This window comes from Vibrio sp. 1CM8B, from assembly GCF_023161685.1.
Lineage (GTDB): Bacteria > Pseudomonadota > Gammaproteobacteria > Enterobacterales > Vibrionaceae > Vibrio > Vibrio coralliirubri.
In genome coordinates this window covers 1-1,399 of sequence record NZ_JALNTU010000029.1, presented here as the reverse complement: position 1 = coordinate 1,399, position 1,399 = coordinate 1, and the positions used below count along the sequence as shown (strand labels likewise).

Here is a 1,399-nt window from a genome sequence, read left to right as displayed (position 1 = left end):
AGTATTTAGCCTTGGAGGATGGTCCCCCCATATTCAGACAGGATATCACGTGTCCCGCCCTACTCGTTTTCACTGATTATGATGTGTCGGTTACGGGGCTATCACCCTTTACTGCGAGACTTTCCAGACTCTTCACCTGCATCATTAAAAGCTTAAGGGCTAATCCAATTTCGCTCGCCGCTACTTTCGGAATCTCGGTTGATTTCTCTTCCTCGGGGTACTTAGATGTTTCAGTTCCCCCGGTTTGCCTCCTGTTGCTATGTATTCACAACAGGATACTTACTTATGTAAGTGGGTTTCCCCATTCAGGAATCCCAGACTCAAAAGGTTATTACTACCTAATCTGGGCTTATCGCAAGTTATTACGCCTTTCATCGCCTCTGACTGCCAAGGCATCCACCGTGTACGCTTAGTCACTTAACCATACAACCCGAAAGGGTTTCTATTTGCTTTCACTTTAAAAAGTGAAGACAAATAAGCGTATGGCAACTAACCAAGGTTTTTGGTTGTCATCAAGAAGGGTTAATTCTTGATAACTGTTTGCCGGACTCAATTGTGAATCAATGTAAACATTGATTCGAATACAAGACACTTGAATGTGTTTGTTGTGTTTACCTAATGAAAGATAAACATTGAGAACTTTTAAATTTGATTGAATTACTCGTAAGTAATCAATCAGTCAGCTTTCCAAATTGTTAAAGAGCATAAAGCAAAAAGCTTTAATCAATAACTTACGTTATTAATTAAAGCTCTGGCTTTAACTAAATCTAAACCATCAATCTGTGTGGGTACTCATCGTGACTATCTTCGTATAAGGAGGTGATCCAGCCCCAGGTTCCCCTAGGGCTACCTTGTTACGACTTCACCCCAGTCATGAACCACAAAGTGGTGAGCGTCCTCCCCGAAAGGTTAAACTACCCACTTCTTTTGCAGCCCACTCCCATGGTGTGACGGGCGGTGTGTACAAGGCCCGGGAACGTATTCACCGTGACATTCTGATTCACGATTACTAGCGATTCCGACTTCATGGAGTCGAGTTGCAGACTCCAATCCGGACTACGACGCACTTTTTGGGATTCGCTCACTATCGCTAGCTTGCTGCCCTCTGTATGCGCCATTGTAGCACGTGTGTAGCCCTACTCGTAAGGGCCATGATGACTTGACGTCGTCCCCACCTTCCTCCGGTTTATCACCGGCAGTCTCCCTGGAGTTCCCGACATTACTCGCTGGCAAACAAGGATAAGGGTTGCGCTCGTTGCGGGACTTAACCCAACATTTCACAACACGAGCTGACGACAGCCATGCAGCACCTGTCTCAGAGCTCCCGAAGGCACACCTGCGTCTCCGCTGGCTTCTCTGGATGTCAAGAGTAGGTAAGGTTCTTCGCGTTGCATCGAAT

At 46.0% G+C, this 1,399-nt stretch carries 2 rRNA genes; both read right to left on the bottom strand.

The features are described 5' to 3' along the window. A 23S ribosomal RNA gene (locus MSG36_RS23785) occupies positions 1-423 on the bottom strand; the annotation flags it as partial. Between the two features lie 389 nt (positions 424-812). Beyond that, a 16S ribosomal RNA gene (locus MSG36_RS23780) occupies positions 813-1,399 on the bottom strand; the annotation flags it as partial.